We start from the raw sequence: 20,834 nt of genomic DNA, 5'->3' as shown, positions 1-20,834 counted from the left end.
CCAAAAATAAGGAATTGCGTTATCGTTTTTTCATTAATTGTATAAGTGCAGCCAGTACGATCACGGCCATTGCTGCAATACAGGCCATTGTGACGGGGAAGGCAGCAGGGCCTGCGGCTTCCTGCCGCTTTAGGATGATGCCGTAGAAAGCCCATAACGCAACAATGCCTATTGTTATATTTTTCCGCTTGATAACCAGCAGGCTAACTGCCACGGTGCATATCAAAATGAGAAAAATAGTCCACGTAATGCCTGTGCCGGTCCCGCCTAAATACACGCTGAGGGCAGCGATGTTGGCGACGGTCGCCACGCATATCCATCCCAGGTAGAGGCTAAACGGGATGTGTATAAATAATCTTTCCGGCCAGGAGACTTTCTGAACGGCTATATTAAAGTTCATATTGATAGCGAAGAGAGAGACCAGTAATGATATCATGATGAGCATGGACAAAGGGAGGAGTTCATAATGCCAGGTAAAGAGCCAGCAGGTATTGGCCAGGCAGGTAAATAACCACCAGGCGCGGAGGCGTTCCATGAACACTTCCAGTTCCGGCTGATGTTTGCCGGAGAAGGCCAGCCATAGCTGGTAGATGATGAATCCAAAGAGGGAAAGGTAGATGATTCCCCAGATGGAAAAGGTGATTCCCGCCGGCGTGAACAGGTTGCTGTATTTCTCTGATATGTTGGCAGGACTTTTCCCGTTAAGCATATTGAGGCTTGCCATTGCGTTGACGGCTATCACCATTATGTACCCTATTGTATTAAAAACTGCAGTGTTTTTATAATAAGGTGTCTTATGGGATGCAGTCATAGATAGTACCTTTAAAATTTAACAGGGATGAATTTATGTCAGAATCAAGCAAAAATTGTTCCCCTTTTTCCGTAACTTCGCGCCCATTATGACAGCAGAACAATTAAAAGCTATGAGGGACCGCCTCCACGTTCTGGGAGGTTTTCTTTAACGTCCCTGACCGCGTAGCTAAAATAGAAAATGATAAGCAACTTACGTTAGCCCCCGGATTCTGGGATGATAATGTTCGTGCTACATCTATCCTGAAAGAGATCAAAGTAAATAAGTTTTGGGTAGATCTTTATGAGCAGGTAGGAACTGCCATAGAGGATAGCAGCGTGTTGCTCGACTTCCAGAAAGAGGGTGAAGCCACTGAGGAAGAAGTACAGGTTGCCTACGCAGCTGCAGTTGATGCGCTGGACGAACTTGAGTTTAAGTCTACACTGAATGAGCCGGAAGACGAGATGCCGGCAGTACTGACCATCAATTCCGGTGCCGGTGGTACCGAAAGCCAGGATTGGGCGGAAATGCTGCTGCGTATGTACCGTATGTATGGCGAAAAGCAGGGTTGGAAAGTCTCCGAGATCGATGTACAATATGGGGATGGCGCCGGTATTAAATCGGCTTCCCTGGAATTTGACGGTGGCTTTGCCTATGGCCTGCTGAAAGCTGAGAGTGGTGTTCACCGGCTGGTGCGCATTTCTCCGTTTGACGCTAATGCCCGCAGGCATACCTCTTTTGCTTCCATCTTTGTATATCCGCTGGTAGATGATACCATCACTGTTGCGGTGAACCCTGCCGACCTGGTATGGGAGTTCTACCGTTCAGGAGGTAAAGGCGGACAGAACGTAAACAAGGTAGAAACTGCCGTGCGCTTAAAGCACATCCCTTCCGGCATTATTATAGAATGTCAGCAGGCACGTACGCAGGGAGAGAACCGCGAAAAGGCGCTCACCATGCTGAAGTCCCGTCTGTATGAAGAGGAGATCCGCAAGCGTGAGGAGTTGAAAAATGCCGCGAATGCCAACAAGCGCAAGATAGAATGGGGATCACAGATCCGTTCCTATGTATTCCATCCGTACAAGATGATCAAAGATCACCGTACAGATTTTGAAGTAGGTAACGTACAACCCGTGATGGATGGCGAGTTGGGTGGTTTCATCAAGGCTTACCTGATGATGGCCAAAGAAGAATAAAGTATTAATTTTACAATTAATGGATGTGCTGATGAATTGACTTGCTCAAATTATCAGCACATTCTAATTACAACAAGATACAACAACAAAATCTTTCTGAGAATGCATAACGCTTATTTCCACTTTGCTGCACCTGCCAATGAGCCGGTTTACAGCTATACTCCAGGTTCTCCCGAAAGGGACGCGTTGAAAAAACAACTGGCCGCTTTTAAGTCGCAACAGGCTGATATCCCTATGTATATCGGGGGGAAAGAAGTGCGTACAGGTAAAACAAAGGACCTTCGTCCGCCACATGAAATAAAACACAAACTCGGGCATTTCCATTATGGTGATGCTACCCATGTGAATGATGCCATCGCCGCCGCCCTGGCTGCCCGTTCACAGTGGGCGGACACTCCCTGGGAACAACGTGCCGCCATATTTTTACGTGCAGCAGAACTGATGGCGACCAAATACCGCTATCACATGAATGCGGCCACTATGCTGGGACAGAGCAAGAATGCCTATCAGGCAGAGATTGACAGCGCCTGCGAGTTAATAGATTTTCTCCGCTTTAATGTTCATTATCTCTCTGAAATATATAACCAGCAACCGGTAAGTTCCGCGGGTATTCATAACCGCCTGGAATACCGTCCGCTGGAAGGGTTCGTACTGGCTGTTACGCCGTTCAACTTTACGGCTATTGCAGGTAACCTGCCTACTTCTGCTGCCATGTGCGGTAATGTAGTGGTGTGGAAACCAGCAGATACGCAGGTGTTTGCCGCCAATGTAACCATGCAGATCCTGATAGAAGCAGGGCTACCAGCCGGTGTGATCAACCTGGTATATGCGGATGGCCCTGTTTTAGGGGATGTTTGCTTCTCTCATCCTGAATTTGCAGGCATTCACTTTACCGGTTCTACAGCTGTATTCCAGCATATGTGGGCCAGCATTGGTAACAATATCAGCAAATACAAAGCATATCCGCGTATTGTGGGTGAAACCGGTGGTAAAGACTTTGTGATCGCGCATAAATCTGCGGATGTGGACGTGGTAGCGACCGCACTGGCCCGTGGCGCTTTTGAGTACCAGGGACAGAAATGTTCTGCTGCTTCACGTGCGTACCTGCCATCTAATATTGCAGAAGCGGTGAAAACGAAATTAGTAGCTGATCTGAAAACGATGAAACAGGGTACTGTAGAAGATTTCAGCAACTTCGTGAATGCAGTGATCGACGAACGTTCTTTTGATAAGATCGCTAAATATATAGATAACGCGAAGTCTTCTTCTTCTGCGAAGATCATTGCGGGCGGTGGTTATAATAAATCCGAAGGTTACTTTGTTGAGCCTACCGTGATTGAAGTGACCGATCCGAAATACGTAACCATGTGTGAAGAGATCTTCGGACCTGTGCTGAGTATCTATGTATACGATGCAGAGAAATTTGAAGAAACACTGGCGCTGGTAGATAGCTCATCTATGTATGCATTAACGGGTTCTATTATTTCCCAGGACCGTTACGCCATTGATCTGGCCACTAAAAAGCTGGTGAACAGTGCGGGTAACTTCTACATCAATGATAAACCAACAGGTGCTGTTGTAGGTCAGCAACCTTTTGGTGGTGCAAGGGCTTCCGGTACCAATGATAAGGCAGGTTCCATGCTGAACCTTTACCGCTGGCTGAGCGCAAGAACGATTAAAGAAACGTTCGTACCTGCAGTAGATTACAGGTATCCGTTTTTGAAAGAAGCATAGTGATTAATACTCCGGTTAAATAAACAAAGCTCCGTTAGACAGGATTTGCTAACGGAGCTTTAGTTTTTATGGCAACCGTTCATTTACATTTTTGCTAAAGCAGCCAGTGCTTCAGTTACGTGTTTCTCACTATCTTTCAGTGAGTTGAATTCATGCACTACCACACCGTTTTTATCAATCACATAAGTAACCCTGCCCGGGATTACAAAGGTTTTAGGCACTCCGAACAACTTACGTACTTTACCATCGGAATCACTCAGGAGTGTGAAGTTTAAATTATGATGTGTAGCAAACTTTTTATGAGAGGCTACTCCATCGGAACTAATTCCTATCACCTTTGCCCCATATTTAGTGAATTTCTCATATGAATCGCGGAAGGAGCAGGCTTCTTTTGTACATACGCTGGTTTCATCCTTTGGATAAAAATAGATCACTAAAGGCTGTTTACCCAGCACTGTTGCAAGGTCGAAAGTAACACCATCCTGGTCTTTTAACTGGAAAACCGGTACTTTATCACCCACTTTTATCTGGGACTTTGATTTGCAGGCAAATAATAAGAAGGATAGCGAGAACATGATTAAGTATTTCATATCAAAATATGTATTACTAAATGTACGTAGATTCCGGAGATGATATTTTAGGTTTGCAATAAACTTTTATCCCCGGTCATTAATCATTATTTTTGACGCCTAAAACTGCAAACTTTGAAGACCATACTGAATGGGACGCAAGTAGCGATTACCGTAGACAGGCTTTGTCACCAGTTAATAGAGAATCACCTGGACTTCTCAGATACTGTGCTGATCGGCTTACAGCCCAGGGGGATTTTCCTGGCAGACCGTATCTATCGCACTTTACGGAAGTTATTACCTGATGTACATATTAATTATGGCCGTCTGGATATTACTTTTTACAGGGATGATTTTAATAAAGGCACAGAATTGCATGTGCCCAATGAAACTGCGATCGATTTTTCCATAGAGAATAAAAAGGTGGTCCTGATAGATGATGTGCTCTACACCGGCCGTACTACCCGTTCGGCATTAGACGCTATGCTGGACTATGGCAGACCGTCTGCAGTGGAACTACTGGTACTCATAGACCGTCGTTTTACCCGGCAGTTGCCTATACAGGCAGATTATATCGGCCGTACCATCGATGCCATTATTTCCGAGAAGGTTAGGGTACGGTGGAAAGAACGGGACGGTAAAGACGAAGTGATCATAGAATAATCACTGGAATTTGATTTTGGGTTTTCTAATCAGGTCATTTATATTTGCATCTTAAATGTCATTATCAGTAAATCATCTCCTCGGGATCCGCAATCTGAAGCGTCAGGATATAGAGCTTATTTTCCAAACAGCCGACACCTTCAAAGGGGTTTTACAAAGACCAATTAAGAAAGTTCCTACGCTGAGGGATACAACGATCGTTAATTTATTTTTTGAGAATTCTACGCGTACCCGCATCTCGTTCGAGCTGGCGGAAAAGCGGCTGGGTGCTGATGTGGTGAACTTTTCCGCATCAGGGTCTTCCGTTTCCAAGGGCGAAACGCTGATTGATACCGTGAATAACATCCTGTCCATGAAAGTGGATATGGTGGTGATGCGGCATTCTGCCAGCGGGGCCCCGCATTTTCTCTCCAAACATATACAGGTTCCCATCGTGAATGCCGGCGACGGTATCAACGAACACCCTACACAGGCGCTCCTGGACGCTTTCTCTATCCGGGAAAGGCTGGGCAGTGTGGCGGGTAAGAAAGTGGCTATTTGCGGGGATATCATGCATTCCAGGGTGGCCCTGTCCAACATCTACTGCCTGAAGGAACTGGGCGCAGAAGTAACAGTAGTAGGGCCTCCTACACTGATTCCCAAGCATATGGCGGAAGCACTGGGCGTGAATGTGAGCTATAATATCCGGGAAGCGCTGGAATGGTGTGATGTGGCGAATGTGCTGCGTATTCAGCTGGAAAGGCAGAATACACCGCTGTTCTCTTCTTTGCGCGAGTACTCCCTGGCTTATGGAGTGAACAAGGCGCTGCTGGATAGTCTGAAGAAAGAGATCGTGATCATGCACCCCGGGCCTATTAATCGTGGGGTGGAGTTAAGCTCCGATGCAGCGGATTCCAGTCATTCCATTATACTGAACCAGGTGGAGAATGGGGTAGCCATTCGTATGGCGGTGTTGTACCTGCTGGCCGGGAAGAAACCGGAACTGGCGGTTTAGGTCAGATTATTATCAGATTTTATAAAGATGAAGCTCCGTAAGGGGCTTTTGCTTTTTGTGGGAAAAGTGAGCGGTTAATACGGGTGATCTAAGGGTGGGGTATGCATGGTTATACATGGTTAATACGGGGTTCATGCTTAAACCATGCATTAGGTATGACGGAGACATGAAGGAGACATGACGGAGGTATGAAAGAGGTAGGTATCTAGAAAGTGGCGTTTACCCCCATCGTGAAAGACCGGAAGAAGGGATACTGATATCCGTTGCTGGTAGCCTGCTCGGGATCATAATATTTGATTTTCATCTTGTTAACTTCCCAGAGGTCCTGTCCGGAGAAGTAGATCCGGATACTCTTGATTAAAGGCCGGTTTTCGGCAAAATGGAAGGTATAGCCTAGCTGGAGATTTTTCAATCTTATATAAGCAGCATTCATTACCCAGAAAGAAGAGGAGGCCAGGTTCTGGTTATAGCCTGCATACAGGCGAGGGAAAGCAGCGTCGGGGTTATCCGGACGCCAGGAGTTCTGGTGAATCACCCAGGGCTGTTGCCAGTCCTGCACGAAGGGCATGCTGTATTTACCCTGAACCAGTACTTTGCGCTGACCTATACCCTGTAAGAACACGGAGAAATCCAGTCCTTTCCAGGAGAAACCCGCATCAAAGCCATAAGAGTAGCGGGGCTGTGAGCTGCCCAGGTATACCAGGTCGCCATGATCTGTTTTGGTACCATTGCCGCTGTTAATGTTCCCGTCGTTGTTTACATCTGTATAACGGAGGTCTCCGGCAGCGGTGTTCATACCCTGATAAGCGTGATTGGTCACCTCATTATTATTCTGAAAATATCCTTCGCTCTTATATCCTAAGATCGAGTTGTATGGAAGTCCGTCGAGTCCGTGGTTATTACCTGGCAGCCAGGGAGGATTGCCATTACTGCGTTCTATTTTATTCTGATCATCGAAGAGGTTGGCATTTACCCAATAGCTGAGAGAGCCTCTGTTATCGCGCCAGCCCAGGTTGAGTTCCCATCCCCATGAGCGCATTACTGCTGAGTAAAATACAGGTGTTATTAAGAGGTTCGTCATTAGTTCCTGGGTCGCAATCTGCATGCGCGGATTATGTTTTACGAAGTAGTCCGCGTTGATGTTCAGGCGGCCTTTGAAGAAAGCCATATCTAGTCCGCCATTGGCGGTGGTGATGGTTTCCCAGTTATTATTACCGGGGATATAGCGGTCAAAATCGGTATAAGACGTGATAGGGTAAACGTTAGGATGGTAGAGCTGATCGTAGTAGTTAAAGTCGTTCAGATTGGTACGCCAGTTATAGCTGCCCAGCATTCCCCAGGAAGCGCGGAGTTTGAATTCGTCGAAGAAAGGGAAGGCAGAAGCAAACCATTTCTCGTTATTCAGTCGCCAGCCGGCAGAGAAAGAAGGGAAGAGGTGCTGCCGGTCGAGTTCCGGGATACGGGAACTGTTGAACAATAGTTTAGCGGCCACCAGGTTAGCTTCTAACAGGTAGCGATCGTTGTAATTATAGTTGATACGTGTGAACAGGGACGACAGGGTACCCGCACCTTTAAAGTGATAGTTGGTATATCGTTCGGGATCATTGAAAGAAAGTTGTGCCAGTTCACCGGGAGATACATTTGTAGCGGAGGTGATCTTCTGGTGCTGGTAATGGCTTTCAAAGGCGTAACCACCTAATATGTGTACGCTGGTCTTTTTACCCACCGGAAGGTCGTAATCCGCTAAGAGTTGCAGGCTATGCTGGACTTCCAGGAGGCGTCCCCTTTTTAAAGAGTTCGGGTCATTGACGCTATTAATTAAACCGCTGTTATCATAGAAGCGGATGGTCTTTTTACCAAGGCCATCGTAGTAGTTATTTACTTGTGGACTGTATACTGTTTTGAGTGTCAGTCCTTTTAGCAGGTTTTCTGCTTTGAGGGTAAATACTGCATCGGCAAAGGATGTTTGTTCGTCGCGTTTACCCGCATCCTTTAGTAAAGCGTAGCTGTTGTAGCCAGCAGTGTATTGATCGGAACCCGGCACATATACCGGTACATTGCCTGGTTGCTGATAGAGGGAATTGAGGATGCCATTTTTCCCGTCTACCCGCCATCCCGGTGATTTTGTGTTGCTTTTGGCGTATTGGATGCTGGTTTCCAGGCTGAGTACTTCATTCAGGCGGTTGTTGATATTGAATTGCAGGTTAGTCCTGGAAGTATTGTCGGAGCCAATATTAAACAGGCCCTGGCGGGAAAACTGTCCCAGTGACAATAGGAACTGGTGATCTGTGGTACCGCCTCTGGCGCTGATATTATAGGTGGAAGTATTGCTGTTATTACGTGTAACGTTTTTTATAGGATTGATATCATCATAATAATTGTAGTTACCGCTGCCATCAGTTTTGGGCGTGAAGTTGATGGAGGCGTCCTGCATCATGGCCATTTCCAGGGGAGTCCATGCCGCAGGGCGTCCTGCATTTTGCAGGGCTTCGTTTTGCAGCGCGGCCGCCTGCCAGGAGTGCATCCTTTCGGGCAGGTTGATGGGCTTTTCTACACCGAAAAGGCTGTTATATTCAACGCTGACCGGGCCGGATTTGCCTCTTTTGGTGGTGACTAATACCACGCCGCTGGCAGCCAGCGGACCATAGATAGAAGCAGCAGCAGCATCTTTTAATACGGAAACGGATTCTATATCGTTGGGGTTCATGAGAGCAATAGAGCCGGGAGCACCGTCTACCAGCACCAGTGGGTCACTGTTGTTAACAGATGACAATCCGCGAATCTGGATGTTAAATCCTTCTTTGCCTGGTTGCCCGTTGTTCCTTGTTACTAATAATCCCGGAGCCGTGCCTTGTAACGCAGCAATGACGTTGGTAACGGGCCTGCTTTTAAGGCGGCGGCCTTCTACTTTGGTAATAGAGCCGGTGATATTGGCTTTGTTCTGGATGCCATAGCCGATGATCACGAGGTCGTTCAATATTTTGGTATCTCCCTGTAGCAGCGCATCTACGGTATGGCGTTCCTTTAAGGGGACCACCAGGGTTTCGTAACCGATGAGGGAGAGGGAGAGGGTTGCCTGTCCGTTGGTGACCTGTAATCTGTACCGGCCGTTTTCGCTGGTGCTTACCCCATTATGTGTGCCCTTTTCCCGGATGGAAACGCCAGGTAGTGGCCTTTCTCCATCTGAGACGACTCCGCTTACATAGAATTTTTCAGTTTCTGTGCTGATAGGGCGGTTGGGAATGCCTTGCAGGGGTGGAGCCTGGGAAGAAGGGTAAATGATAATTTGTTTATTCCTGATTTCCCAGGCGTACTGACCGGGCGTAAATATCTGGCGGAGCACATCTTTTAAGGGTTGATGTTGCACCTGTATGGAAATGTCTTTAGTATTTTCAACGATAGAGGAGGAGATGGCGAAGGTGAGGCCGGTTTGTTTTTCTATCAGGCGGAGTACTTGTTTAAGGCTCATCTTATTTACCTTCAGTGTCACCTTTATGGTATCACTGTCCTGGAAGGCTGATGCATGGGCATAGGAACAGCTGATACATATACAAAAGAGTAAAATGTAGCAGTGCTTTATAAAAGCCGCCTTACGGAATGCCTGTTGAGTATCCTGCATGTCTGTAGACGACTAGTAAATTTCTATCAGGCTGTCTTTTTGCACGGTATGTACCTGCAGGGTTTTGGACAGGATGTCCATCACCTCGGAAATAGATTCCTTGTGGAAGGTAGCCAGCAGTTTTTTATCTGCCAGGGCTTCATTCTTCAGTACGATATGTACTTTGTAATAATCTTCCAGTACGTGGGCCACTTCAGCAAGTGGAGCATCGTCGAAGGTAAGATACCCGGTTTTCCAGGCGATAGGATTATTATTCCGGTGATGTTTTGTGCTGATGGTCGTTTCGGCCAGGAGCATTTCGGCTTCTTCTCCGGGAGTGAGTATAACGGATCTCTTTGAGTTCTTATAGATGGCTTTTACTTTACCGCTCTGCACGAATACGTTCACACCTTTGGCGGTTTGTTTCACGTCAAAGGAGGTACCGAGTACCTGGATGTCTACATTTTTAAGATGTACGGAGAAGGGTTTCTCCGGCATATGTTTTACGTCAACGAATACTTCCCCCTTTTGTACAAATACTTCCCGGCTGTTCCCTTTGAAATGGCGGGGGTATTTTACGCTGGTGTGGGCGTTGAGATAGAGTTTGGTACCATCGGGTAACAGGAGGCTATCTGTATTCTGAGCGGTTTGTTGTGCGATGTAAAGCGGCTGACGCATTAAGGAGAAGGCGCCTGCCAGCAGCGCGATGGTTGCTGCGGCTGCCCACCAGTATCGTTTTACCGGGCGTTTTTCCGTTTGTAGCGGAATAAGCGGGGTGCTGGTTACAGGTGTCAGTTTAGCGTCCAGTACCTGCCATTGTTGTGCTGTATTATAAGAAGAAGGAGCGGGCAGGATTTCTCCCTGCCATAATGCTTTCGTTTCCAGGAATATATCCAGATTGGCAGCATCCAGCTGTAACCATTCATCCAGTGAACGTTTATGCTCCTCTTGCCCTGGTTCTTCCAGGTAGCGGATAACGACATCGATATCAGGTTGCTGCTGTTTCATCTCTTATTATTAATACAATCAAAAATATCCTTACCATTAGTCTTCCTGAAATAAAAATTCAGGGTTTCACTGTTGGTTCAGTAATCCCAACCGGATTTTTTTCAACGCGGTGGTAAGGTGAGTATATACAGTATTGATGGAAATGTTCAGTTGCTGGGCAATTTCTGCCGGGGAGAGCCCTTTGAAGCGGCTCATTTCAAAAACGCGGCGGCACTGTTCAGGCAATTTCTCAAGGATAGAGTGGTATTGGGCTTCTAACTCCTTATGTTCCAGTAACAAATGTTCTACGGTGGGTTCGGCGGTCAGTTGCTGTTCCCTGGAGTATTGTTGCTGGCGCTGGGCTTTTTTTATGCGGTTAAGGCAGGTATTAACAGTGGCCCTGGCCAGGTAATGCTGAATGGGGGCGCGTTCGTCGAGGTTATCGGCTGTGCGCCACAGGTTCATGAACACGTCCTGCACGATATCCTGCGCTTCGTCATGATCGCGCAGATAACGCAAGGCAATGCTGAACATGGATGGTGAAAACTGGTTGAATATAATTTCGAACACATGTTTATCCCTGTTCCGGACCCCGGTAACTATATCTGTATTGTTGAGCGGCAACATCCTGTAACTTTCTTTTCTGGTCTTTTTGTACTTGCAATTGCAACAGACTAAAGTCGGCTATCAAAAACAGAACGTAGCAAAATTAGTCTATTCTCTCAATTAATTCTCTAAATGACTGATTAGCAGCCCGGGGACCGGGAAATTGCTGTCTTTTTTTATTCTGAACCCGCCAGGGGTAAGGGTTTGGCATATGCTATAGGTTTTGTTAAAAAAAATCTGACTTTTTTTTCAAAACGACTAATGGTAACCTTAAAGATGGTTGTATTGTATATGTAGACAGTGAATAAACCGGTATCTGGCAGGCGCCTGCTAAAATTTCCGGACAAAAAAGAACTTTTATAACCAGTCTTTATTTATAACCCAGAAAAACCAATAGTGGATTGTACTATCCGGCAGTTGTTGCCACTGGTACGTTCACTACCGCTGCGAAGGCAGCCCTATACTATGATCATTATGCAATAGCAACTTATAAAGACGGAAGTCTTCTGATAGAAAGAGAAAAGAGGAAAATGAGGAGACTACGTTTTAAAACTTACAACTCCTAAGCATGATAGGAAAGTTGAGACCTGTAACAATCGGCCGGCTCTTTTGGGCCGGTTTACTTTTTTTTCTACTTTAGCCGAATAGAGAAAGTCATGCGCACGGTTATCCTGTTATTTATTTCCAACACTTTTATGACATTTGCCTGGTACGGACACCTGAAATATCAGAATGTCGCCATGTGGAAAGTGATCCTTATCAGTTGGGGAATTGCTTTTTTTGAATATTGCTTTATGGTACCCGCCAACCGTTTCGGGGAGCAGGCCGGGTTCAGCGGTTTTCAGTTGAAAACCATCCAGGAAGTGGTTACGCTTACGGTATTCAGCCTTTTTGCCATCTTTTATCTGAAAGAACCATTCCGCTGGAACTATCTTGTATCCTTCGCTTTTATAATGGGAGCCGTCTATTTTATGTTTAAAAAGTGACGGGCTAATCCTTTTATCACAATTTCTTTCGCAGCTATATATAATCACTATTTTTGACCACTGTTAAACAATCAATAGCAATGGTTAAAAGGATCTATATAGGACTGATATCTCTTTTACTGCCAGCAATGGCTGTGTGGGCACAGCCTTCTCCGGTAATGAATGCTGCAGATATTAAACTGCGGCTGGAAAAACTGGACACGCTGGGCAGCGTATTATATATTGCCGCTCATCCGGATGATGAAAATACCCGTTTGCTTGGCTACCTGGCGAAAGAAAAATTATACCGTACCGGTTACCTTTCCCTGACCCGTGGAGACGGAGGGCAGAACCTGGTTGGAAACGAACAGGGAGAGCTGCTGGGGCTGATCCGCACACAGGAGTTGTTATCTGCCCGCCGTATTGACGGGGCAGAGCAGTTCTTTACCCGTGCTTTGGACTTCGGTTTTTCAAAGAACCCTGCTGAAACGTTCACCATCTGGGATAAAGAAAAGATCCTGGGAGATGTGGTGTGGATGATACGCAAATTCCAACCGGATGTGATTGTATGCCGTTTCCCGGCAGACAGTCGTGCCGGTCATGGTCATCATACCGCTTCAGCCATGCTGGCGGCAGAAGCTTTTGATGCAGCCGCTGATCCTACCCGTTACCCGGAGCAACTGAAACAATATCATGTATGGAAGGCCCGTCGCCTGTTGTGGAATACCTTTAGTTTCGGGAATATCAATACCACGAGTAACGACCAGTTCAAAATAGATGTGGGCGCCTATAATTACCTGTTGGGTAAAGGATATGGAGAGATAGCCGCAGAAAGCCGTTCCCAGCATAAGAGTCAGGGTTTTGGCGTATCTGCCGCCAGGGGTAGTGCTACGGAATTCTTTTTGACCATTAAAGGAGAAGCACCTACGTACAGTTTACTGGATGGAGTGAATACTTCCTGGAGCCGTATAGAAGGAGGCAAGGCCATTGGAGAAATGGTAGATAAGGCAGCTGCCGCCTATAATATAGATAACCCTTCGGCCTCTGTACCTGCTTTGCTGGCCATCAGAAAAGCGATACAGGGATTACCCGACGGGATGTGGCGCAGGCAGAAATTGCTGGAAACAGAACAACTGGTCCTGGCTTGTGCAGGTATATGGGCGGAAGCCTATAGCAGTACACAGGTGGTGGTGCCGGGACAGCCATTACAGGGTAGCGTGCAACTGATCTGTAACAGTCATGTTCCGGTGAAATTACAGGAACTCCGTTTTGCCGGCAGAGATACCACGCTGGGAACGGAACTGGAATTTAACCATCTGAAAACGATCCCTCAATCTTTAACGGTACCTGAAAATACGCCTGAGTCACAGCCTTACTGGCTGCGTAAGCCGCATCCTATCGGGATATATACCGTAACTGATCCTGCTTTGACCGGTTATCCGGAGAATATACCGGCGCTTTCAGCGGTGATGAAACTGACTATTAATGGAGAAGAGTTTACTGTGAGCCGTCCGCTGCAATATAAATTTACGGACCCTGTAAAAGGGGAACTCTATGAACCGCTGGTCATTGCACCACCGGTAGTAGCTGGTCTCAACAGTGTATTTATTTTTACGGAAACGGCTGCACAACCGGTAGAAGTAAAGTTGCGTGCGATGGGTGAGAATACCGCAGGATCTGTGAGTCTGCAACTGCCTGCCGGCTTTACAAGTACAGAAACCACCCTGCCATTTAATTTATCCAAAGGAGATGAGTCTTCAGTGATCTTCCATATCAAACCATCAAAGGTAGCCGGTATCAATCGTACGGATACATTGAGGGTGGTGATGCATTGTAATGGGCAGGACTATACGCAGAGTGTGAAGACCATCAGTTATGATCATATTCCTACTATTACTTTGTTCCCGGATGCTGCTGCCAGGCTGGTAACAGTAGACCTGAAACACAATGGGCGTAAGCTGGGATATATTTCCGGCGCCGGTGATATGGTAGCCGCTTCCCTGCAGCAGGTAGGTTATGAAGTAACAGAGCTGGGTGAAAAAGAAATTATGAGCGGCAACCTGCAACAGTATGATGCGATCATTACAGGTGTGCGTGTGTACAATATTAATTCCCGTATAAAATACTGGCAGCCTCATTTGATGGAGTACGTGAAGAATGGTGGTACTTTGCTGGTGCAGTATAACGTGAACGGGCCTCTTCAGATGACCAATATAGGGCCTTATCCGTTTACACTTACCCGTGACCGTGTAACAGATGAAAACGCTGCTGTAACGTTGTTACATCCGGAAGATCCGATACTACATTATCCCAACAATATTACTGCCCAGGACTTTGAAGGATGGGTACAGGAAAGGGGCCTTTATTTTACCCAGACGACGGACCCTGCCTATAAAAAATTACTGTCTATCCATGATAAAGGAGAAGAGGGCTTAGATGGTTCTACCATTGTAGCTGATTATGGGAAAGGAAGATATGTGTATACTTCTCTTGCCTTTTTCCGGGAGTTACCAGCAGGTGTGCCCGGTGCATACCGGTTATTTGTGAACCTGATATCAACAAAAAAGTAGATGGGCAAGAGCGAAGAGAACAGGCCAAGGCTAACGATAGTAGGCATTATGTGTATAGTGATAGGGCTGGTGATCGGCTTTGAGATCAAAAGAGTGCATATCGGGCTGTTGATCGGTCTTGCACTGGGTTTGTTAAGTGGTAATATGTTAAAGAAAAGATCATAATCAAACTGTATAATACCTGTAATTAATTTCCGGTTATGGAAGAAGATAAACCGCCACTATTTCCGCGTTGGTGGATGTGGTATGCATTTGTCACGGGATGGCTTGTCCTGCTGATTATAGGATTTTATTTATTTACTAAAGTATATTCATGAGCGTAGCAGACTGGATTGTGCTGGTGGTTACACTGGTCGGTATTATTCTTTACGGGATGTGGAAGAGCCGTGGCCAACGGAATATGGCCGGTTTTTTCCTGGATAACCAGTCCATGCCCTGGTATATTGTATTGTTATCTATCATTGGTACCCAGGCCAGTGCTGTTACCTTTTTGTCTGCTCCCGGGCAGGCCTATACGGATGGGATGCGTTTTGTCCAATATTACTTCGGATTGCCACTGGCAATGGTGGTGTTGTGTATAACGTTCGTGCCTATATTCCATAAACTGAAAGTATATACGGCGTATGAATACCTGGAGCATCGTTTTGACCTGAAAACGCGTACCCTTACGGCAGGGTTGTTCCTGTTGCAGCGTGGTTTATCAACAGGTATCAGCATTTATGCCCCTTCTATCATTTTATCTTCTTTACTGGGATGGAATATTTATACGACCAATGTTATCATGGGAGGATTGCTCATTATCTACACTGTTTCCGGAGGGACCAGGGCGGTGAGTTATACGCAGACCCTGCAGATAGCGATCATTTTTGCCGCGATGTTCCTGGCAGGATGGATGGTGGTACATCTGTTGCCAGCCGGCATTGGTTTTAATGATGCCTTACAGGTATCCGGTAAGATGGATAAGCTGAATGTGATAGAGACGAAGTTCGACTGGAAAGATAAATACAATATCTGGAGCGGGCTGATAGGAGGATTTTTCCTGGCGTTGTCTTACTTTGGAACGGACCAGTCGCAGGTAGGGCGTTATCTCACGGCAAAATCAGTTACTGAAAGCAGGATAGGACTGCTGATGAACGGTTTGGTAAAGGTGCCCATGCAGTTCCTGATATTATTAATAGGAGCGTTGGTGTTCGTATTTTACCTGTATTTCAGGGCGCCTATTTTCTTTAATGAAGCACAGATACGGAAAGTATATAAAAGTGAAGAAGGCGCAGCCTTTAAAGTATTGGAGAAGGAGTATAAAGTACTGGGAGCGGTTAAGCAGCTGCAGGTGAAGGAGATGGCAGCCGCTATTAAGGAAAAGGATGAACCGTTGGTGAATCAAACTAAGACAGCGCTGCAAAAAACAGAAGCTTTATCTGCGGTAACCCGTGGAAAAGCGATCGCGCTGATTAAAAAAGCAGATCCCACGGCGGATCTCAATGACACTAATTATATCTTCCTGCATTTTGTGGTGAATAATCTGCCAAAGGGCCTGGTAGGCTTACTGATAGCCATTATCTTTTTAGCCGCATGGGGCAGTATTGCCGCCGCGCTGAACTCATTAGCCTCTACTACGGTGATTGATATTTACCAGCGAATGGTGCGTAAGCAGGAGTCTGATAAACATTACCTGTTTATTTCCAGATTGAGTACAATAGGGTGGGGGATTTTCTGTATCCTGGTGGCGCAGTTTGCCAGCAGACTGGGAAGTCTGATAGAAGCGGTGAATGTGCTGGGATCTTTATTTTATGGGGTGATACTGGGAATTTTCCTGGTAGCGTTTTACTGTAAGAAGATAGGGGGAGGGGCTGTTTTCTGGGCAGCGATCGTATCGGAAGTGCTGGTGATCATCATTTATATGTCAGAGATCGTATCGTTCCTTTGGCTGAATGCGATCGGATGTTTCCTTGTAGTGGGGATCGCTTACGTGATACAACAGTTACGGACCCGGCTGGTAGCCTGATCCGTAATCGCTAAAAGGAACTTCTTCTAAAAGAACCTCCTATAAAAGATCTATTTCAAAAAAATATTTTGAATTGGGATTCATTACTTTTTCCATTCCTAAATTTTTAATACCAATTGAACAACCAAATATATTCTAAGTTAAGTCCCACTTCCCTGCAATGTTTCGACTGTGCTCTATAAAGTAATTTAAATTTGATAGAATAGAGCTAATCTCTTTAGTTAATTTTTATATTTTGGAGACCATAAAAACGATAACAATGTATTTAAAGTTTATCCCAGTTACCATTATTCTGTGTTTTTGTTTTGTAGCAAAAAGTTTTTCTCAGTCCTGGAACGATTTAGGACCTGGTTATCAAACCTCCGATCCCTATCCTTTTTATTATTTTAAGATTGCTACTGTAAATGCTGCAACAGACAGGTATGCAACTATTATTGAAGTAAGTGCGCAGGGGGATGCAAACTATTTTGATCAGCAAGGTACTTTTACTGTACGAATTGATAAATACGAAAATAGTGGTGCACGGTTTGATGGTGTAGAAGTAAGGAATACGTCGGGCAATCCGTTCGCAGCTACCTTTTATATCAGTAATAATGCTATATGGGTGAAATCAACTTATCTGTGGGGGCGTATGTACTACCGCGTAATTGCTGATTTTATTGGTAATTCTTCTCCGCTGGTAACACTCCCTATTGTTCCAACTACAAGTGCTCCTGTTACTACTTTCGTTAGCAATGGTTTTGGTATAAAGTGCGACTTTGATAACAATGTATCTTACCAATTACCTTTTATACAAACAAATGGTTCAACCATTCTGGGACAGGGAGTGGCAATGAATTCAAAATTGATAAATACACAGGATAGGCCTGCAATTACAACAGGATTTATTGCCGGAGAGATTAATGGTTTTTCGGGTGCAGGTCAGACTGCTGATGATGGCTTTTTAAGGCTTAGTGCCGGAGGAGGTACTACTGCAGCTACTAAAACATTTATAGATATCTCAGGGTATACTGCTTCTGCTACCAACGATCGCTATGAAAATATTATCCTTGGAACACAAGGACTTGAGCGGGTAAGGGTAGATGGAAGTGGCAATGTAGGTATCGGTACAAAAGATGCGCATGGTTATAAACTGGCAGTAAATGGTGCAGGGATATTCACCAAAGTGGTAGTAAAAAACTACGTTAATTGGCCGGATTACGTGTTTGATTCATCTTATCACCTGCCAACTCTTGAATCTGTAGAGAAATATGTAACAGTAAATAAACACCTGCAAGGTATTCCGAATGCAGCTACGATTGAAAATGAAAATGTAGATCTGGGTGCTATGCAAAGTATGTTGCTGAAAAAAATGGAAGAAGTGACTTTATACCTGATAGAATTGAAGAAAGAGAATAATGCTTTGAGGGAAGAAGTTAGGCAATTAAAAGCAAAGTACTAACCATCGGATGATAATAGGCAAGGGTGTAAGTCACATTGATGACCTAAACCCTTGCATCTGTCGAATCATACATAATTCTTTTGTGGTAGAGAAGTGAAAATAAAGAGGGCGTCTTTCTACATTGAAAACGCGCCCTCTTCTGTCAGCTTCACCGGGTATTATTATGAAACTTTATTTACTTTATCACCAGCTTTGGATATCTCAATTGTAATTCCCTGTCTTTCCCATATTGCAAATAACCGGTTCAATTCATTTATAAAGCCTCTTTTTAATTGCAGTTCGAATGATAGTTCTTCTGTGCCGGTCGTAAAGCTCAGATAATTACCTACACCCTTACCAGGAAACCCCTGGGGACCTTTTGCGTCACCCTCAAACTGATAATAATATAGCTTTAAATCATTTATCTCAATTAGATTATATATTTTCGTCTCTTTCTCAATCACTGTTATTAAAGCATTTTCTGTGAGGGTGATGGTACCCTGATAGGTAAATGTCTTTAAGATAACGGCACTTATCATTGCCAGTGCAAATCCACCAATAGGAAATACAGCAGTCAGGATTTTATTATCAGTGAAAAAGCTACAAACGAACGCCACTAATAATAAAAATAAAGAAAAGAAATATAAAGACTGTGAAAATACAGGTCTCCTTTTATTAACAATTGATATCCATACCATACAACTTACATTTTATTATTGTTTCGGCGCAGGCGTCATAACCTCCCATGGGCGCCAATCACTAAAAAGAAAAAGTCCTCCTGAGATATACCAGTTACCATCATCGATGGTTTTGGATACATTCAATCCTTCCTTTAATCCATTTTCTGCTACCGCAGACCACTTGAACTTACGCCTTTAATAATATCTGGAGGCTGATTTCCGTAGGTATCATTGGCAAAATCAAACCCAACGCCTACACGGGCACATCTGCTACAGCTTAACTCTCACGAGCATAGGAAATTGGCATATAGATTAAACAAAGGTTTTTTTTTATTTATGATAGATATTCTAATTAGCTTAAAATTATGATGTGTATAGGCATAAAGAAGGCACAACTTACATTGTGCCTTCTTTATGCCCCCTTAGGAACTCGCCCCCAACATAGGATTCTTTTACAAAGAATCTTATTCTTAAGATTTTATTTTATAAAGTAGCGATGAGCTTTTGGTTCAGGGCTACGTAATCATCATTTTTAGCAACTTTAGCTTGTTCTATGCCAGCTTCGGCAGTAGTTTTAGCGCCTTTTTTATCTCCGGCTTTAGCCTGTATCCTTGCTTTCAGATAGTACATGTAGAAAGCTGCAGGATTTTCTTTAATGGCCGCATCTATCCAGGTAAGCGCCTGTTTAAGATCGCGGTTAGTTTCCAGGTAATAACCGGCAGCCTGGAAGTAAGGTTTTTTCTCACCTTTCATTGCAGCATCTATATCAGCAGCGATTTTACCGTCGATGTCCGCAGAGATGTTCACGGTCACAGCAGTTTTCTCCCAGATCAGATGCATCTGCATGGTAGAAGACATGATGTTGTCAAAAGTGATCATGAAGTTTTCTATGGCGAAAGGCAGCTGCTGGGCGTCCACTTTTACGCGGGCCACGTCATTTTCCGGTTTGTAGGCAGCAGGGTTGGTAACATCCAGACTTTTGGTGAGGATGATGGTCCACTGGCTGGCGCCCGGAATGCTGAGCAGACCGTATTTACCAGCTTTTACGGGTGTACCGCCGAAAGATACGTCTTCCCCGAAAGTGATAGTGGTAGCGCCGTTGGCACCGGTCCGCCATACTTTATCATAAGGGACCAGGTCGCCCATGATGGTTCTGCCTTTAATGGCAGGACGGGAATAACTTACTTCTACGGAAGAAAGGGCAAAGTCCTGTTTGATCGTCTGGCCGGGACTTGGAGCAGGGACTTTTATTCCCTGTGCAAAAGACAGCTGGGAACACAAAAGTAATGTGCATCCAATTGCCAGGTAACTGAATAATGGTTTCATGCTATTATTGGTGGTTTAATTACAGGTTTTATTATTCCATAAAGCCGTTCCTGAATGCATATATCACGAGGCCCACGATATTTTTGGCGCCTGTTTTTTCCAGTAATTTCTGACGTAGTCCTTCTACGGTACGTGGACTGAGAAATATTTTCTCAGAAATTTCCTGTGTGGTGCATTCGTTACAGATCAGCTTCAACACTTCCATTTCCCTGTCGGTGAACTGGATTTCGTTTTTAAAGGTAGGTTTAAAGTGTTGTTTATTCTTGACCATTACTTTTTTAAGTAAGGCCAGGTTTACATTTTCATTGAAGTAGAAGCCTTTCTCGTGGGAAGTGCAGATAGCCTCATAGATTTCTCCTGGTTCTGCATTTTTGAGCAGGTAGGCATTTGCACCGTTTTCTATGAGGTGTACAATGAAGTTGTCATCCTCATACATGGTGAGGACGATTACTTTAACGTGTGTATATTTTTCCCGTACTCTCTTAGTTGCTTCAATGCCATCCATATTAGGCATTTTCAAATCCATCAGGATCACGTCTGGTTGTTGCGTTTCCATTAACTGCAACAGGTGTACTCCATCATCCGCTTCAAAAATAACACTGATGTTTTCATAAGGAGTAAGCGTGTTAATAACGCCACTGCGGAATATTTTATGGTCATCGGCAATGGCCACCTTTATGTTGTTCGCCATAGGAGTAGGCTGTTTAGTTGATTTGTCCCTGCAAAAGTTC

Annotated in this window: 17 protein-coding genes; 9 read left to right on the top strand and 8 right to left on the bottom strand. The window is 45.0% G+C overall.

The genetic code is table 11. The annotated features are described in order from the left end of the window. Window positions 1-19: 19 nt before the first annotated feature. A complete protein-coding gene (locus GO495_RS25225) occupies window positions 20-811 on the bottom strand; it encodes a hypothetical protein (protein ID WP_157302726.1) in 792 nt (263 codons plus the stop codon). Window positions 812-899: 88 nt separating this feature from the next. Between GO495_RS25225 and prfB the strand changes: the two genes are divergently transcribed. Both prfB and pruA read left to right on the top strand, forming a co-directional pair. Then, window positions 900-1,986, top strand: a protein-coding gene (prfB, locus tag GO495_RS25220) for a peptide chain release factor 2 (protein WP_157302725.1) whose coding sequence is annotated in 2 segments (ribosomal slippage) — window positions 900-959 and window positions 961-1,986 — 1,086 coding nt in all. Because the reading frame shifts where the segments join, the coding sequence is not laid out codon by codon here. Between the two features lie 102 nt (window positions 1,987-2,088). Next, on the top strand, window positions 2,089-3,720 hold the full coding sequence (gene pruA / locus GO495_RS25215) for an L-glutamate gamma-semialdehyde dehydrogenase (RefSeq protein WP_157302724.1): 1,632 nt from the start codon (window positions 2,089-2,091) through the stop codon (window positions 3,718-3,720). 83 nt (window positions 3,721-3,803) lie between these two features. Here pruA and GO495_RS25210 read toward each other — a convergent pair whose 3' ends face one another. After that, window positions 3,804-4,310 carry a peroxiredoxin gene (locus GO495_RS25210; RefSeq protein WP_240915326.1) on the bottom strand — a complete coding sequence of 169 codons (507 nt, stop codon included), beginning with the start codon at window positions 4,308-4,310 and terminating at the stop codon, window positions 3,804-3,806. A 114-nt stretch (window positions 4,311-4,424) separates the two neighbouring features. Here GO495_RS25210 and pyrR point away from each other — a divergent pair, with 114 nt between their 5' ends. Beyond that, window positions 4,425-4,952, top strand: coding sequence for a bifunctional pyr operon transcriptional regulator/uracil phosphoribosyltransferase PyrR (gene pyrR, locus GO495_RS25205; RefSeq protein ID WP_157302723.1), 528 nt, complete (start codon window positions 4,425-4,427; stop codon window positions 4,950-4,952). Between the two features lie 55 nt (window positions 4,953-5,007). Next, window positions 5,008-5,946 carry an aspartate carbamoyltransferase catalytic subunit gene (locus tag GO495_RS25200; protein ID WP_157302722.1) on the top strand — a complete coding sequence of 313 codons (939 nt, stop codon included), beginning with the start codon at window positions 5,008-5,010 and terminating at the stop codon, window positions 5,944-5,946. A 205-nt stretch (window positions 5,947-6,151) separates the two neighbouring features. Here GO495_RS25200 and GO495_RS25195 read toward each other — a convergent pair whose 3' ends face one another. The 3 genes from GO495_RS25195 to GO495_RS25185 all read right to left on the bottom strand — a co-directional run bounded on the left by GO495_RS25195 (window position 6,152) and on the right by GO495_RS25185 (window position 11,158). Further along, window positions 6,152-9,415, bottom strand: coding sequence for a SusC/RagA family TonB-linked outer membrane protein (locus tag GO495_RS25195; RefSeq protein ID WP_157302721.1), 3,264 nt, complete (start codon window positions 9,413-9,415; stop codon window positions 6,152-6,154). Window positions 9,416-9,577: 162 nt separating this feature from the next. After that, window positions 9,578-10,552, bottom strand: a complete 975-nt coding sequence (locus GO495_RS25190; RefSeq protein ID WP_157302720.1) for a FecR family protein — start codon at window positions 10,550-10,552, stop codon at window positions 9,578-9,580. Between the two features lie 66 nt (window positions 10,553-10,618). Further along, window positions 10,619-11,158 carry an RNA polymerase sigma-70 factor gene (locus GO495_RS25185; protein WP_157302719.1) on the bottom strand — a complete coding sequence of 180 codons (540 nt, stop codon included), beginning with the start codon at window positions 11,156-11,158 and terminating at the stop codon, window positions 10,619-10,621. Between the two features lie 635 nt (window positions 11,159-11,793). On the opposite strand from GO495_RS25185, the gene GO495_RS25180 reads away from it, so the two are divergent. The 5 genes from GO495_RS25180 to GO495_RS25165 all read left to right on the top strand — a co-directional run bounded on the left by GO495_RS25180 (window position 11,794) and on the right by GO495_RS25165 (window position 18,118). After that, a complete protein-coding gene (locus tag GO495_RS25180) occupies window positions 11,794-12,123 on the top strand; it encodes a DMT family protein (protein WP_157302718.1) in 330 nt (109 codons plus the stop codon). 80 nt (window positions 12,124-12,203) lie between these two features. Continuing rightward, on the top strand, window positions 12,204-14,672 hold the full coding sequence (locus GO495_RS25175) for a PIG-L family deacetylase (RefSeq protein ID WP_157302717.1): 2,469 nt from the start codon (window positions 12,204-12,206) through the stop codon (window positions 14,670-14,672). After that, the gene (locus GO495_RS32000; protein ID WP_170302723.1) at window positions 14,673-14,837 is read left to right on the top strand and encodes a hypothetical protein; all 165 of its coding nucleotides are present in this window, start codon (window positions 14,673-14,675) and stop codon (window positions 14,835-14,837) included. Window positions 14,838-14,985: 148 nt separating this feature from the next. Then, a complete protein-coding gene (locus GO495_RS25170) occupies window positions 14,986-16,677 on the top strand; it encodes a sodium:solute symporter family protein (protein WP_157302716.1) in 1,692 nt (563 codons plus the stop codon). 259 nt (window positions 16,678-16,936) lie between these two features. Further along, window positions 16,937-18,118: a hypothetical protein gene (locus tag GO495_RS25165; protein WP_157302715.1), complete on the top strand. Its 1,182-nt coding sequence runs from the start codon at window positions 16,937-16,939 to the stop codon at window positions 18,116-18,118. A gap of 161 nt (window positions 18,119-18,279) precedes the next feature. On the opposite strand, the gene GO495_RS25160 is transcribed toward GO495_RS25165, so the two are convergent. The 3 genes from GO495_RS25160 to GO495_RS25150 form a co-directional block, all read right to left on the bottom strand. Further along, a complete protein-coding gene (locus tag GO495_RS25160) occupies window positions 18,280-18,795 on the bottom strand; it encodes a hypothetical protein (protein WP_157302714.1) in 516 nt (171 codons plus the stop codon). Window positions 18,796-19,260: 465 nt separating this feature from the next. Further along, window positions 19,261-20,103 carry a DUF2911 domain-containing protein gene (locus GO495_RS25155; protein ID WP_157302713.1) on the bottom strand — a complete coding sequence of 281 codons (843 nt, stop codon included), beginning with the start codon at window positions 20,101-20,103 and terminating at the stop codon, window positions 19,261-19,263. Window positions 20,104-20,134: 31 nt separating this feature from the next. Beyond that, window positions 20,135-20,794 carry a response regulator transcription factor gene (locus GO495_RS25150; RefSeq protein ID WP_157302712.1) on the bottom strand — a complete coding sequence of 220 codons (660 nt, stop codon included), beginning with the start codon at window positions 20,792-20,794 and terminating at the stop codon, window positions 20,135-20,137. Window positions 20,795-20,834 lie beyond the last annotated feature (40 nt).

Source organism: Chitinophaga oryziterrae (genome assembly GCF_009758125.1).
GTDB classification, from domain to species: domain Bacteria; phylum Bacteroidota; class Bacteroidia; order Chitinophagales; family Chitinophagaceae; genus Chitinophaga; species Chitinophaga oryziterrae.
Note: the sequence above shows the minus strand (reverse complement) of the source record. Positions and strands in the feature narration are given on the sequence as shown.